General features: G+C 57.6%; 15 protein-coding genes. 8 read left to right on the forward strand and 7 right to left on the reverse strand.

Features of this window, described 5'->3' with window-relative positions; all coding sequences use genetic code 11:
* Window positions 1-124 precede the first annotated feature (124 nt).
* On the forward strand, window positions 125-1,981 hold the full coding sequence (locus BM205_RS12060; RefSeq protein ID WP_371326483.1) for a S53 family peptidase: 1,857 nt from the start codon (window positions 125-127) through the stop codon (window positions 1,979-1,981).
* 100 nt (window positions 1,982-2,081) lie between these two features.
* Window positions 2,082-2,318 carry a hypothetical protein gene (locus BM205_RS12065; protein WP_092414759.1) on the forward strand — a complete coding sequence of 79 codons (237 nt, stop codon included), beginning with the start codon at window positions 2,082-2,084 and terminating at the stop codon, window positions 2,316-2,318.
* Window positions 2,319-2,398: 80 nt separating this feature from the next.
* On the opposite strand, the gene BM205_RS12070 is transcribed toward BM205_RS12065, so the two are convergent.
* Window positions 2,399-2,800 carry a hypothetical protein gene (locus tag BM205_RS12070; protein ID WP_092414760.1) on the reverse strand — a complete coding sequence of 134 codons (402 nt, stop codon included), beginning with the start codon at window positions 2,798-2,800 and terminating at the stop codon, window positions 2,399-2,401.
* A gap of 381 nt (window positions 2,801-3,181) precedes the next feature.
* On the opposite strand from BM205_RS12070, the gene BM205_RS12080 reads away from it, so the two are divergent.
* Both BM205_RS12080 and BM205_RS12085 read left to right on the forward strand, forming a co-directional pair.
* Window positions 3,182-3,832, forward strand: a complete 651-nt coding sequence (locus BM205_RS12080; RefSeq protein WP_092414764.1) for a glutathione S-transferase family protein — start codon at window positions 3,182-3,184, stop codon at window positions 3,830-3,832.
* Window positions 3,833-3,898: 66 nt separating this feature from the next.
* Entirely contained in the window at window positions 3,899-4,258 is a 360-nt protein-coding gene (locus tag BM205_RS12085; protein ID WP_217646041.1) for a DUF1304 domain-containing protein, read from the forward strand.
* A gap of 19 nt (window positions 4,259-4,277) precedes the next feature.
* Here the strand turns inward: BM205_RS12085 and BM205_RS12090 are convergent, their stop codons facing one another.
* Both BM205_RS12090 and BM205_RS12100 read right to left on the reverse strand, forming a co-directional pair.
* Window positions 4,278-4,817, reverse strand: coding sequence for an NADPH-dependent FMN reductase (locus BM205_RS12090; RefSeq protein WP_092414768.1), 540 nt, complete (start codon window positions 4,815-4,817; stop codon window positions 4,278-4,280).
* A gap of 531 nt (window positions 4,818-5,348) precedes the next feature.
* On the reverse strand, window positions 5,349-5,603 hold the full coding sequence (locus BM205_RS12100) for a hypothetical protein (RefSeq protein ID WP_092414772.1): 255 nt from the start codon (window positions 5,601-5,603) through the stop codon (window positions 5,349-5,351).
* 302 nt (window positions 5,604-5,905) lie between these two features.
* Here BM205_RS12100 and BM205_RS12105 point away from each other — a divergent pair, with 302 nt between their 5' ends.
* The 4 genes from BM205_RS12105 to BM205_RS12120 all read left to right on the forward strand — a co-directional run bounded on the left by BM205_RS12105 (window position 5,906) and on the right by BM205_RS12120 (window position 9,000).
* On the forward strand, window positions 5,906-6,907 hold the full coding sequence (locus BM205_RS12105) for an alpha/beta hydrolase family protein (RefSeq protein ID WP_092414774.1): 1,002 nt from the start codon (window positions 5,906-5,908) through the stop codon (window positions 6,905-6,907).
* 46 nt (window positions 6,908-6,953) lie between these two features.
* On the forward strand, window positions 6,954-7,289 hold the full coding sequence (locus BM205_RS12110; RefSeq protein ID WP_371326487.1) for a 4a-hydroxytetrahydrobiopterin dehydratase: 336 nt from the start codon (window positions 6,954-6,956) through the stop codon (window positions 7,287-7,289).
* 29 nt (window positions 7,290-7,318) lie between these two features.
* Entirely contained in the window at window positions 7,319-8,113 is a 795-nt protein-coding gene (locus BM205_RS12115; protein WP_092414778.1) for an SDR family oxidoreductase, read from the forward strand.
* Between the two features lie 89 nt (window positions 8,114-8,202).
* Window positions 8,203-9,000 (forward strand): DUF1223 domain-containing protein, encoded by a 798-nt coding sequence (locus BM205_RS12120; RefSeq protein WP_254783863.1) that lies wholly within the window; start codon window positions 8,203-8,205, stop codon window positions 8,998-9,000.
* 82 nt (window positions 9,001-9,082) lie between these two features.
* Here BM205_RS12120 and BM205_RS12125 read toward each other — a convergent pair whose 3' ends face one another.
* The 4 genes from BM205_RS12125 to BM205_RS12140 form a co-directional block, all read right to left on the reverse strand.
* Window positions 9,083-10,441, reverse strand: coding sequence for an amidase (locus tag BM205_RS12125; RefSeq protein ID WP_092414780.1), 1,359 nt, complete (start codon window positions 10,439-10,441; stop codon window positions 9,083-9,085).
* Window positions 10,442-10,477: 36 nt separating this feature from the next.
* The gene (locus tag BM205_RS12130; RefSeq protein WP_092414782.1) at window positions 10,478-11,164 is read right to left on the reverse strand and encodes a DUF2848 domain-containing protein; all 687 of its coding nucleotides are present in this window, start codon (window positions 11,162-11,164) and stop codon (window positions 10,478-10,480) included.
* A gap of 92 nt (window positions 11,165-11,256) precedes the next feature.
* Window positions 11,257-12,543 carry an MFS transporter gene (locus tag BM205_RS12135; protein ID WP_092414784.1) on the reverse strand — a complete coding sequence of 429 codons (1,287 nt, stop codon included), beginning with the start codon at window positions 12,541-12,543 and terminating at the stop codon, window positions 11,257-11,259.
* Window positions 12,544-12,786: 243 nt separating this feature from the next.
* Window positions 12,787-13,737 carry a LysR family transcriptional regulator gene (locus tag BM205_RS12140; protein WP_092414786.1) on the reverse strand — a complete coding sequence of 317 codons (951 nt, stop codon included), beginning with the start codon at window positions 13,735-13,737 and terminating at the stop codon, window positions 12,787-12,789.
* Window positions 13,738-13,783 lie beyond the last annotated feature (46 nt).

Here is a 13,783-nt window from a genome sequence, read left to right on the forward strand (position 1 = left end):
ATGCAGACTCCAGCGCCAAGTCAACTTTGCATTGCTGATCGCAGTGCCGGGCTGCGGCGTCTTTCATCTGTTCCATTCAAGAGGAATTTGCGATATGAAATCGAACGTATCAACAGGAAATTTTATGATTCCCCAGGCATCGGCACTGTCATTGGCGCTGTCGCTGGCGTTTGCATCCCTATCCGGGTCCGCTCACGCTGCCACGGTGGACAACAGCACTTGGGTCGCAACCAAAACTCAGGCGTTTTTGCCGCAAGTGCAAGCCAATCAAAGAAGCGCGGCTGCCGATGCCAGCGTGGTCACGCCAGCAGCATCTGCAGTGCAATTGGCGCAGGGCGAACCGGTACATGTGACGATCAGCCTGAACTTGCGCAACGAAGCCAAGCTGGATAAATTCCTGCAAGATTTGCATACTCAAGGCACTGCGTCCTACGGAAAATTTCTGACACCGGCACAATTCGCTGCAGAATATGCACCTACGACAAAAGATGTGGCGGCAGTGGTTGCGCATTTGAGCAAGTCTGGTTTTGTTAACATCCGGGTTGCTCCGAATCGTCAACTGGTGACGGCAGACGGCACGGCGGCGACGGTGCAAGCAGGTTTCCGTACATCGTTGAAGCGCTTCCAGCAAGACGGTCGCAATGTGTTCGCCAATACCGATGCCGCACAAGTGCCGTCCGCATTAGGGGGGATCGTGGGTTCGGTGCTGGGTTTGCAAAACGTGTCGATTGCCCACACCCATCATCGCTGGGTAGCCAATACCGAAGCCGCGGCAAGTTTGCAGGCCCAGGCCCGCACCAATGCAACGCCAATCGCCACGCCGCATAGCCCGACGCAATTCCCCGCGATCTATAACGCAGGCACCACGCCAACTGCCTCCAACACCGTAGTCGGCATTATTTCTGCAGGCGACATCAACCCGACCATTACCGATCTGCAGGCATTCACTTCGGCCAAAGGTTTTGCTACCGTCAATACTGCAGTCGTGCAAACCGGTCCTGCCGGCAGTGACTATAGCGACACTTCCGGCCAGGTCGAATGGAACCTGGACAGTCAGACCATCACTGGCACCACCGGCGGCGCCGTCAAGCAACTGGTATTCTACGCATCGCCTGACATGAGCTATAGCGGCATCACTGCTGCCTACAACCGTGCGGTGACTGACAACGTGGCTAAAGTCATTAACGTTTCACTCGGCGGTTGCGAATCGGATACCCATAGCGACGGGACTCAGGCAGCCGACGATAATGTGTTCAAACAAGCTGTGGCGCAGGGCCAGACTTTCTCCATTTCGACCGGAGATGCGGGCACTTACAACTGCCAGACCAGTTCGATTTCCGGAGCTCCTGGCGTACCGACAAGCAAATCGACCTATGACGTCAGCGAACCGGCCAGTTCGCCTTATGTGATTGCGGTCGGCGGCACTACCCTGTACACGAATGCCGGTGCCTATAGCAGTGAAAAGGTCTGGAACGAAGGCTTGAGCGCGATCGGCACCTATGACGCCGCGGGCGACTATGATTCCACCTTGCGCCTGTGGGCAACCGGCGGCGGCTACAGCAAGTATGAAGCGGCGCCTTCCTATCAATCGGGCGTGATTGCCGCCGGCAAAACCACCCGTGGCTTGCCGGACATTGCGTTCGATGCGGCCAGCGCCAGTGGCGCCACCATCTACTACAACGGCCAGACCGGCACGGTAGGCGGCACCAGCCTCGCAGCGCCGATTTTCACCGGCGTCTGGGCACGTCTGCAAACGGCCAACAGCAATGCACTGGGATTCCCTGCAGCCAGCTTCTACAAGTATTTCCGGTTGGCAGCCAATGCTTCGCTGCTGCATGACGTCACCTCGGGTACCAATGGCGCCAGCAGTTCCTACGGCTACAAAGCGGCAACAGGTTGGGACGCAACTACAGGTTTCGGTAGCCTGAACATTGCCAACCTGAATACCTTCGTCAAGAATACTTCGGACTTTGCGCGTTAATCGTCGGGAGTATTTTTAGTCAATAGCTGATTTGTCGGTAATCGCCGCTACGGGTTGAATTGATGCGTAGCGGCGACGAAGCGGTAAGGAGAACCTTGACATGAATAGAACGAATTTAGCCTGGGCTATTACGGCCCTTGTTTTGGGCGCGGGCGGCATATACGCCGTTTTCTCACTGGACGATTCGGTAGCGCAAGCCACGACGCGACAGGTGGTTGCGGCTCAGGACAACAGCAATTTTTTGTCCAGTCCGTTGGCGACCGGTTCGGCGGCATCGGCCACTTCGTCGCCAGGCAAAGCGCAAGATGCCGTCAATATCAATCCGTTCGAAAAATAACTACCGCAGATTCAGGTGATTTAAGCCGGTCAGGTAATGCAAGAGGAATCGGCAACGACCGCATATCTGCAGCGATCGCACTAGCGAAATGCCGCCAGCGGATCGTAATGCGGTTCCGGGTTGCTATCCTGATCTTTGCTGGCGGCCCCTTTTTTGACGAAGCTGACCGAGGTGACACGCCATTCGCCGCGCTGCAACTGCCAGCCGCGAATGACTTTTTGCCAGCCTGGTTTCAGGTAAAGCTGGTTGGTTCGCTCCAGCTCCCAATGGCCGGCTTCCCATACATACCAGCCACCCACATAATTCCAGAATCCAGGGCTCCAGACCAGGCCGGCGCGCGGACTTGGCTCGACTTCATCCTTCGGCGCCGGCGGCGCATTTTTGAGTGTTACATTGGTTTCGACCTGGTTTTTTTGCGGCGGGCGGATAAAAGATGAAAAGCGGCCGGCAATGATCGCTGCGATGCTGAGAGGATATTTCAATTTGCGCTCCTGAATGTGTTCAGTGCCGTCGATTGTACGAAGCAGGAGTTGCTGAGATGTGTCCCGTGCATTTGGTTACACTTTTCACATATCTCTTACAGCCTCCTTCCACTATATCGATCGCGTGCGGAGCGACGCCAAGGTGAAATTCTCCTATGAAACACCAGGGTTTAATGACGCTTCCTGCACCGCCGCGTCAACCGGAACAGACTTGTGAATAAATTAATGAAACCTGTTTTCAGGAGGTGGAAATAGAGGATTTCGACTACTGCAAGCGCAAAATATTGTCTGTTTGTTTCGCAGTGTTTCAGCAGGGCTTGGGCTATATTACTGAACCAGAGCCAGATCGAAGCGCCGCCACTAACAAAACAAGGAGACATCATGGCACTGAGCCGCCGCGTAACATTTTTCCATTCGCCGAATACGCGTTCCACCGGCGCCCGCATCCTGCTGGAAGAACTGGGAGCCGACTACGAACTGCACGCCCTCAACATGAAAGCGGGAGAGCAACGCAAGCAGGCATATCTGGCAATCAACCCCATGGGAAAAGTGCCTGCGGTGCGGCACGGCGAAGCGCTGATTACAGAGCAGGTAGCGGTTTTCCTGTATCTGGCCGATTTGTACCAGGACGCTGGGCTGGCGCCGGCGCTGGACGATCCGCTGCGCGGTCCGTATCTGCGCTGGATGGTGTACTACGGCTCCTGCTTCGAACCGGCCGTGGTCGACCGCGCGCAAAAGCATGCACCTGCGGCGCCATCGACCTGTCCCTACGGTGATTTCGAGACCATGCTGAAGACCTTGACCGACCAGCTTGAGAAGGGGCCGTATATCCTGGGGGAGAAATTTAGCGCCGCCGATGTCTTGTGGGGCACGGCATTAAAGTGGACCACGGGTTTCCAGCTGGTGCCGATGTCGCCGGTGACCCAGGCTTATATCGACCGGATCAATGCCCGCCCGGCAGTGCAGCGCGTCGCCGCGCTTGAGGTTGAACTGGCCGCACAGCATGCCAGGCAGCTGGAGTCGAAAACGTAAAAAATGCATCACCTTGCAGCATCTGCCATCCAGCCGAATAAAAATTTTAAGAAAGTGGAGTTTGCCTTGAATACTGTCGCCAACTTGTTGATTGCTTTGGTCGCCTTGCTGCACGTTTATTTTCTGGTCCTCGAAATGTTCTTGTGGGATAAACCTTTCGGCATCAAGACTTTCAGGCTTACGCCGGAGTTCGCCGCAGCCTCCAAAGCCCTGGCCGCCAACCAGGGTTTGTATAACGGCTTCCTGGCGGCGGGCCTGGCTTGGGGCTTGTGCATGGGAGCGCCAGGGTTTTCGATCAAGGTGTTTTTCCTGGCATGCGTGATCGTTGCCGGCGTTTTCGGCGCGCTCACCGTCAGCCGCAAGATCCTGTACATTCAAGCCGTGCCAGCAGTCGTCGCGCTGGCTTTGCTGGTGATCAGCCGATAACGCCGCTTTTGCCTGAAAATTATTGATGCTCCAGGCGTGTCGCCAGCACGGCGGCACGCAATGCGCGCAATGCACTTTGCAGCACCACGGAAATATCCGGATGCAGGACGATCTCGTCTTCGTTGAGATGCGATCCGAGAATAGGTACCGTGACTGACGCTTCGTCGACAATCCGGGCCGACATCATCGTCACGATTTCTGTCAGAGACGCCTGAGCGTGCACCGCCCTTGGCGAGGCGTTCAGTAACGCCACCGGCTTGAGAACAAAAGCCTCGCAACCCACCATCCAGTCGAGAGCATTCTTCATTACGCCAGTGATGCCGTGCGCATACTCCGGACTGGCGATCAGCAGGGCGTCAGCGGCAATGATACGGGTACGTAAATCTGCTACGGCCAGCGGGTCGCTGGCTTCGATATCGGGATTGAACAACGGTAAATCCCCCATGCCCGGATACAGCTCGACGTTGGTGCCAGCCGGCGCCAGACGCGCCATGGCACGGAGCAGGGCGGAGTTATGAGAGGCTGCGCGCAGGCTGCCCGAGATTGCGAGGAATTTCATGATGCCCGGGGAAATTTACAAAGGCATCCATTATGCCGACTCTGCGCCGGTATTGCAGTCGTCCTCGCAGCGTTCCAGCAATTAGCTTTCGGGCATGGCGGTAGCCCAGGTCCCCATCGCTTGTGCGATATGCTAGAGTAATTCGAGTGTCGCCCGCGACAACGTTTTTCCGTGCCGCGATATGACGTGCGACCGTCCCTGGCTCTGCAGCGGATTCTTCATCGGCAGCACGACAAGAGTTTGGCCCCGGAGATTTTGCGAAACGGCAACGTGAGGAGTCAGCGCCGCCGCCGAACCCGGTATCCAGGCCGCCGCCCGCGCGTGGCCATACCCGTTCGCACTGGCGAGGAATTGCTTGCACAGGCCAAACAAGGAGACGTCGCTTGGCGGTCTGGCAGTCAATATGGTGGAATGTCAGCGTCGAGCAACGGTCTGGATCGAAATGGAAAACCCGCGCAGACCGAGGGCGCGCGGGTTCAAGGGCAATATGTGGCATCAAGTGGCATGAAGCCCGACCTTGAATTTTCTTGTCTATTTCGCGGGAGCAGGTTGTGTTGCCGGGGCGGCAGCGTGCGCTGCAGCAGCCTGGTCGGCGGCTTTCTTGTTAGCCAGGTGGCGTCCCGCGACACAACCGCCAACCGCGCCGATCACCGCATGATGACCCGCGTAGTGGCCGGCTACAGCGCCTACCGCAGCACCCTTTATGCAACCCTTGGCATTGGCGCCGCCAGCCGTACCAGCCAGTGCTAGCGCGCACAACGTTACAGCGATGATTTTCGAGTTCATGGTTTTTCCTTTGAAAGATGAAGAGACTTGTCGCTGATCATTAACGCAATGGGCTGGGTATCCGGTTGACAACGCCTTATTGATAGACGTTTCCGTCATAATTGTTCACCTTTCAAATGGATAGATCAAGTGCCGTACATTCCGGTTGTCGGCTAAGATATAATTTTTATGCAAATAAGCAATCCCGGTCTGGTGCCGAATCCTGCCGCGCCATGCAATTGTCGCAACAATCGCGACTGCAGCAGATACAACGAGTAGTTGCTTCCCGTTCGATCCGATCCATTATTTTGCCTGGAGACGACATGCGTACATTGCGCGCGGTGTCGATATTGATCATGATTTTGGGCATGTTCACGGAGCGCGCGTCGGCTCGGGGCGAGCAGAAGAATGCCGGTATCACGAGCCTTACTACCAGCGGTGAATATGCGGTTCCGGTCGTGGTCTGGTATCCCACCGAGAAGCCGCAAACTGAATGGCATGCCGGCCCGTACCTGATCCACGCCACACGCAACGCTACGATCACTGCCGGACCGCATCCGTTAATTATCCTGTCGCATGGCAGTGGCGGTGGCGAATTCGGCCACGCCGATCTGGCGGAAACCCTGGCCAGGCAAGGCTATATCGTGGCCGCGCCACGTCATCTGGGTGACAGTTACGACAAGCCCGAGGGCAGGGGCACGGATGTACAAATGATCGCTCGTCCGTGGCAGGTGGTGGCGACGCTTGACGCGGTCCTGGCAGACAACCGGCTTGGGCCGAAGGTAGACCCCAACCGGATCGGTATGGCCGGGTTCTCGGCCGGCGGCTACACCACCATGGTGATGGCAGGAGCAAAGCCGGACTTTACTTTGTTCACCGCTTATTGCGCGGCCCATGGCGACGACCATGAAGTGTGTGGCGCCGATGGACAGTGGAAACTCGCGGTTACCCGGCCGGGCTGGACCTTGCCGGTCGACAACCGAATACGCGCAGCGGTGGCAATGGCGCCATTTAGCGTCATGTTCGATGCTAAAGGCGTGGCGGACGTCAAGATTCCGCTACGTATCTATCAAGCCAGCGACGATCAGGTCTTGCGCAATCGGTCGAATACCGATCACCTCTTGAGCCTGCTGCCCGATAGTGTGGAGCGCGGCGAAGTTGTCGGTGGCCACTATATCTTTCTCGCTCCTTGCAGCGATGCGTTAAAGGTCACCGTGCCGTTCCTGTGCATCGACGCTCCGGGAATAGACAGGGCAGCCGTGCATGCCAAATTAAATGCTGAAATTGTTGATTTCTTTGACCGAAAATTGCCCAAATCGGACTGAGTAAGCTTTCGTGGCGCATCTTTTACTCGTTCCGACGCTTCCAGTTATAGAATTGGAGTTTTCACGAACGGATACTTCAATGCCAAGCTCTACCCATATCGGCGCTGCAGCCGCCATTCAAGGCCTCACCACCTGGACTGCGGTGGACGGCCGCGATGCGATTCAAAAGACTTTCAAATTTGCCGATTTCAATGCCGCCTTTGGTTTCATGACCCAGGTGGCCTTGCTGGCGGAAAAGATGGACCATCATCCCGAGTGGTCGAATGTCTATAATCGCGTGGTGGTGGTGCTGACTACCCATGATAAGAACGGTGTCACCGATCTTGATGTACGCCTGGCCCAATTCATGGACCGTCACGCCGACGCTGCCGTCAAAAATTGAATGAGCATGCAAAGCCGCCCGGGACCGACATGACGAATGGCGTAAAGGATGTGGCAACTCCAGCCGTCGTGTTGATTACCGGCGCCGCCAAGCGGGTCGGGCGCGTGATTGCCGAGCGGTTTGCGCAAGCCGGTTATGCCGTAGTGGTGCATTACGGCAGCTCGCAACAAGAGGCGCTGGATACGGTGCAGGCGATCGAAGCCGGCGGCGGCATTGCCGTCGCCCGGCAAGCGGACCTGCAGTCACCGGATCAACTGGCCGCAATGATGACCGCCATCTATGCCAGGTTCGGCCGCCTGGACGTGCTGGTGAATTGCGCGGCGATTTTTTTCCCGGATACGCTGGCCGATTTTGCGCTGGAGGACCTGGAGCGTTCGTGGCAGGTGAATTGCCGGGCGCCGCTGCTGCTGACCCAGGCGTTTCACCAGCATGCCAAGGAACGTTCACAGCAGGGAGTCGTGATCAACGTGGTGGACCAGAAGGTGCGCGCCAATTTCCATCCAGAGGATTTCAGTTACACCGTGGCCAAGGCGGCATTGGGTAACCTGACCGCGATGCTGGCCATGTCGGCTGCGCCGGTGCTGCGCGTCAATGCGCTGTACCCCGGGTTGATGACAACCAGCGGCGATCAGAGCCAGGCCGATTTCGAGTATTCCGCGGCCCGCTCAACGCCGCTTGGTTACATCGCCCCGATTACTGAAATAGCCGACGCCATATTGTTACTGACCAGACCATCATTTAACGGCGCTGAATTTGTCGTGGATGCAGGGCAAAACCTGGTGCGGGTGGAGCGCGATGTGATTAATTTGTATCGGGCTCCATAGGGCGGTTGGCTTGAGTTTAAGCTGATTTGTAAGGAAATGGCTGGCAACGCGACCAAACACCATGAAATACGATCAGCCAGGAGACTCAAGTGCAAATCCTTAATAATGTGACAAAGAAGCTCGCGCTGACTGCGCTCGCACTCGGCATTTCTTCCATCGCCCAGGCGCAGGACTATATGGCGCAAAGTCCGGCCTACCGGGTGGCGCTGGTCGAACTGTATTCCAGCGAAGGTTGCAACAGCTGTCCGCCGGCCGACCAATGGCTATCCAGACTTGGTGCGCAAGCCAAGGCAGACAAGGTGGTGCCGCTCGCCTTGCATGTAGATTATTGGGACAACCTCGGTTGGAAGGATCGCTTCGGCGATCACCGGTTTACCGTACGGCAGCAGGAATTGGCGGCATTTACCAAAAACCGTGTGGTTTATACGCCGGAAATATTTGTTGGCGGCCGCGAATTGCGGCACTGGAATGTGAAAAACGACTTTGACGCCGCGGCCGGGAAAATCGCAGAGCAACCGTCGCCGGCCGATATTGCGATCAAATTGTCAGGTACGGCAGCGCGCACGTTTGATTTGTCGACCAAGGTCAAGCTGCGGCAGCCCTCCGGGGACGGGCACAATGCTTACATTGCCGTCTACGAAAACCAGTTGGTATCCAACGTTGCGGCAGGTGAGAACGGTGGCGTGACGCTGCATCACGACTATGTTGTGCGGCGCTGGCTGGGCCCTTTTGCGCTGAAGGACGGTGCGGTCCAGATCAATGAAAAAATCGCGCTCGACAGCATCGGCAAGGACGTCCGCGCGGATCGTTTCGGGATTGTTGCCTTTGTTCAGAATGCGAGCAGTGGTGAAGTATTGCAGGTGGCCAGGCTGGCGGTTGATCACTGATCGTGCGATTGAAGATGTGATGAAAAAAAACGCCGGATCAAATAATTTTATCCGGCGTTTTTTTGCTGACACTAAACCTGCTTCAGGCAATTGCCAGAGCGGCTTCCACCGCCAGCCCGATTTCCAGGATTTTCCGATCATTGCCGGCTGCACCAGCCAGCATCAATCCGACCGGCGCTTCACCGGCGGCATGGCAAGGCAACGATAGCGCGCAACCATCGAGGAAATTGATCACTGACGGATTGCGCAAGATCAGGCCATTGGCAGCGTAATACGCATCGTCGCTGGCTTCCAGGGCTGCGATAGCGGGCGCCACGATTGGCACGGTTGGCATCAGCAATGCATCGTAGCCGGAGATTCTCTGCTCGACCGCCGCGATCCATTGCTTGCGCGCCGCGAACAAATCGATCAGGTCGGCGGCGCTGATTTCCTTGCCGCGCAAGATGCGTGAAATCACGCGTGGATCGTAGGCGGCAGCACGCTCGGCAATCAGCGTCCGATGCCAGGCATAGGCTTCAGCGCCGGTGAATCCACCTTTCGCATTGATTACACCCAGCGCGGCAAATTCCGGTATCTCGATTTCTTCAATCAGCGCTCCCGCCGCTTGCAGTCGCTGGCGCGCGTTGGCAAACGTTGCTGCGACGTGGCTATCGACACCATCCAGCACCAGTGTGGTCGGCAGCGCAAGCCGCAAACCGCGCAGCGAATATGGCGTCAGCTCTGGCACCGGTTCGCCGGCCAGGATCGCATCGAGCGTGGCGCAGCAGGCAACGCTGTTTGCGATAGGGCCGATCGAATCCAGTTGCGTCGACAGCGGCAATACACCCTGCAACGAAACCCGCCGTGCAGTCGGCTTGAAACCGGTCAGTCCGCACAGTGCAGCGGGAATCCGCACCGAGCCGCCGGTATCGGAACCGATGGCGGCAATCGCCATGGCGTCGGTAACCGAGACTGCGGCGCCGGACGAGGAGCCGCCCGGGATGCGACCGTTGGCTCTGTCCCAGGGATTGCGCGGGGTGCCGTAATGGGGATTGATGCCGAGGCCGGAATAGGCAAATTCGGTCATGTTGGTACGGCCGACGATGACTGCGCCGGCTGCCACCAGACGCTGCACCACCAGCGCGCTAATGCTGGCTGGCACTGCATCGCGCAACGCCATCGAGCCGGCGCGCGTGGTGCTGCCAGCAACATCGAACAGATCCTTGACTGAAATCGGCAAGCCGTCTATCGGCGAGCGCACCTGGCCGCTGGCCCGCAACAGATCGGATGCTTGCGCCGCGGCGCGCGCTGCCGTGGCATAAACTTCGGTGAACACCCGGCTGCCTTCGCCGGAAGGCGCAAGCGCCCGTTCCAGCGCAGCTTCGGTGAGGGCCGCCGAACTGACGCTATTTTGGCGCAGGGCTTCAGACAGGGTATGCAGGGTAGGGGGCGTGGTAGTCATGCGGCCTCGGGAAATGAATGAAATTTGATATCTGGCTTAGGCAACTGCCGGCAGTACTTCAACCTGGTAGTGATGGCGCAAGGTGCGTTGCCGGCGCGGATCGAACAGTTCCATTGTAAATGACTGTGCCGGGCGGATGCCACCGATTGCGCCAACGGTGCCGCAGGTCATGCCGCTGCCTGCCGGCAGCATGGCGGCGCCACCGGTGTAGCCCGCGATCAAATCCTGCGGAGTGCGCAGCGACGCCAGCGGGCCTTCCTGATATAGCAGTTCTTCACCGTTTTCTTCGATGTAGGAACGGATCACCAGTTCGTCCCAATAGTCAGCCACGTCGGCCAGACGCCAGGCGCTGGTGGCGACCGGTTTCACGCATGCCTGTTTTGACAGCGCTACGCTGTGAGCTTCCAGCTTGCGGTCGGTGTGGTCGGAGGCGATGCTGACATACAGTTCGCCGTCTGCAGCAAAGACAAAGGTTTCTACTTCGCCAGATGAATCGGGACCGACTACCTGCACCTGTTGCGCCTGGGTCAGCTGGTTGCTGGCGATGCGGTAATACAGCGGAACGGCGCTCGGACGCGAGATGCCGAGTGCTGCCAGTTCTTCGATGTGATGCTCGATGGCGGCGTGGTCGCGCCCGGCCCAGCCGGCCACGATCAGGGTGTTGATGTCGGTGTCGAGTTGACGGGGGCCTTGCTCGGTTTCGATTTGAAAAGAGATTTGCATGATGATTCCAGCTATAAAGAGGCAACCGGCCTGGCGTTTAAGCCAGGCGGCGCGGATTTAAAATGAATGAGGAAAAAGGAATGAGTTTGTAACTACCGGACTTTTTTGATGAACAGCAAAACCAGAATCGTCGCGCAAAACTCCAGCGCCGCTACGAAGTAGAGGCCGGAAGCCACGCTGCCGGTGGTGGTTTTCAGCGAACCGATCAGATACGGTGCGGCGAAGCCGGCCAGGTTGCCGATCGAATTGATCAGCGCAATACCGCCGGCGGCTGCGGTGCCGGTCAGGAATGCAGCAGGAATCGACCAGAATACCGGGAACGCAGCCAGGATCCCAATGGCGGCCAGTGTCAGCGCACATAGCGCCACCACCGCATTGCCGATGAAAAATCCGGTCAGTATCAAACCGATGCTGGCCACCAGCGTCGCCAGTGCACAGTGCAGGCGGCGTTCGCCGCTGCGGTCGGAATGGATGCCGTTCCAGATCATGGCGACGGTGCCGGCAAGGAAGGGGACGGCAGAAATCAGGCCGATCTGCAGGTTGCCGACGATGCCGATTTCCTTGATGATGGACGGCGACCAGAACGCAATCGTGGCATTGCCGCTGACCACGCAGAAATACACCGCAGCACAAATCCAGACCCGGTAATTGCGGCAGGCGTCGCGCAGCGAAGCGTGTTTATTATCGTGATTTTCAGCGGCCAGTGCGCGGGTCACTGCTTGCTGCTCTGTCTGGCTCAACCATTTGGCGTTGAGCGGTTTTTCCGGCAGGTAAAGCAGTACCAGGATGCCGGCCAGGACTGACGGAATACCTTCCAGCAGGAACAGCCATTGCCAGTTGGCGAAATGGCCGACGCCATCCATGCGGCTCATGATGAAACCGGCAATCGGCCCGCCGACCACGCCGGCGATCGCGAACGAGGTCATGAACAAGCCGTTGACGCGCGCCCGCCGTGCAGCCGGGAACCAGTAGGTCAGGTACAACACCACGCCAGGGAAAAAGCCGGCTTCGAACACACCCAGGAAGAAGCGGATTACATAGAACGTCGCCGGTGTCTTGACGTACACCATGGCCATTGAGGTCAGGCCCCAGAGGATGGTGATGCGGGCCAGGGTTTTGCGGGCGCCGATTTTCTCAAGCAGCAGGTTACTCGGTACTTCAAACAGGAAATAGCCGATAAAAAAGATGCCGGCGCCGAGACCGTAGATGGCTTCGCTGAATTGCAGGTCCTGCAACATTTGCAACTTGGCAAAGCCGACATTGACCCGGTCTATCCAGGCCAGCACGAACAGGAATACCAGGAATGGAATCAGCCGCCAGGCGATTTTCTTGTAGGTATCTTCCAGCGCAATCGCTGCATTATTGATGTTGTTGCTCATTTGATGTCACCCGAAAATGGATTTGCTTCGCAGCAATTGGCGAAGGATGGCGCGGTGTTTCTTTGACGACCGTCACCGGTGGCCAAATTCGTTGCGGACAAACTTGGCTACCGGACGATTTGAGTATGCGCAGTCGATTAACAGCTGTCCAACAAGAAATTGTCAGCGCGATTGAATGGAAAATCTTATGAGCAAAAATGGGGAGATTGGGAGGGGCGCGCGCACAAATGGTGCCGTGCCTGCCTAGGCAGGCGGAAAGGGCAGTTCCAGCGGGCCGGCCGGCAGCCTGGCGATTTCAGGTCCCCAATTCAGTGCGAATTCGGATGCGGTTTCCTGGGCGATGCTGGCAATCGTTTCGGTCAGCGCATTTTCCGGGTCGTTGCGAAACGAGGCCATCAGCAACAAGGCCGGGAAATCGGCGTCGACCCGCAGCAGTTGCAAGCTGCCGTCATTGAGCTCGCGCTGGATGATCGCCGGCGGCACCACGGCAACGCCGAAACCATCGCTGACCAGCCGTATCATGGTCGCCACCGACGTAATGCAATTGATGTGCAGCGAGCCGCGTTCGCTGTTGGAAAACAGTTGTTCGATGATGGTATGCGGCCCGGAGTTGCGGGCAAAGCTGACCAGCGGGAAGGCAGCCAGATCGGACAGGCTCAAGGTTTCGTTGCCGATCTCCAGCTTGCTGCTGCCGACCCAGCGCATCGGCAATTCGCACAATTTGAGATTGCGGATATTCGGCGCGATCACCGGCTCCGCCTGCAGCACCAGATCGAGGTCGCCCTTGCTGAACTGCTCGCGCAAGTGGATGGTGGTGTCGCTGGCGATTTCGATTTCCAGTTGCGGAAACAGTTTGTGGATGCGGCCGATCAAGTCCGGGAACCAGCTGTGCACGATCGATTCGATCACACCTATCCGCAGCACGCCGGAATAGTTGTCGCGAGCCGACATGTCTTCCTTCATTTCGCGCATCAGCTTGACGATGCGTTCGGCATACACAAGCGCTTTGCTGCCATCGGTAGTCAAGGCCACTTCGCGCGCGCCGCGATCGAACAGGCGTACGCCGAAATCTTGCTCCAGCGTGGCGATGCGGCTTGATACCGCGGCCTGGGTGGTGTGCAGTTTTTCCGCCGTCAGCCGGAAGTTTTTCAATTTCGCCAGCCAGACGAAGGTTTCGAGAAAGCGGATGTTCATCGGCGCTGTCGAGAGTCGATCATGGGTAAGCGTTCAGTGTAGCGCA

The sequence above is a fragment of the Collimonas sp. OK307 genome, from assembly GCF_900113705.1.
In the GTDB taxonomy this organism is placed as follows: Bacteria; Pseudomonadota; Gammaproteobacteria; order Burkholderiales; family Burkholderiaceae_D; genus Collimonas.